The sequence below is a fragment of the Pseudoalteromonas sp. S4741 genome (genome assembly GCF_005886135.1).
Lineage (GTDB): Bacteria > Pseudomonadota > Gammaproteobacteria > Enterobacterales > Alteromonadaceae > Pseudoalteromonas > Pseudoalteromonas tetraodonis.
Map to the genome: position 1 here is coordinate 1 of NZ_PNCN01000115.1, position 433 is coordinate 433.

Consider the following 433-nt stretch of genomic DNA (forward strand, 5'->3'; position numbering starts at 1 on the left):
TGGAGGCGTAAATGGACGAACCTGTCGGTTTACTTCAAGTACCCAGATTACGTGCGAAAAGCCATTTATACCACCAATGCTATCGAGGCGGTTCACCGCCAGTTTAGGAAATTGACCAAGACTAAAGGCGCATTCCCGAATGAAAATAGCTTGATGAAATTATTGTATGCAGGCATATTGAACGCCTCGAAGAAATGGACAATGCCAATCCACAGTTGGAACCTGACATTGTCGCAATTAGCCATTCACTTCGAAGGTAGGTTAGATGGCGTGCTAGATATTTAGCAATTTAGGCTGACACAGAATTCTGAACGCCCTCCAAATGGTTGCAACTAGCAGCAGATGAGCAACAAGGAAACGCCTCTAATTTGGAGCGCCAAGTAACCAAGCCCCTACAGATGCTTTAGGGTGGTCTGGTCTAGGGTGCGAGTAT

The 433-nt window shown here is 46.0% G+C and carries 1 protein-coding gene; it reads left to right on the plus strand.

Annotated features, from left to right (window positions below):
• Window positions 1–285: transposase (locus CWC30_RS14865; protein WP_138627482.1), on the plus strand; the 285-nt coding region annotated here is incomplete at its 5' end.
• Window positions 286–433: the final 148 nt, after the last annotated feature.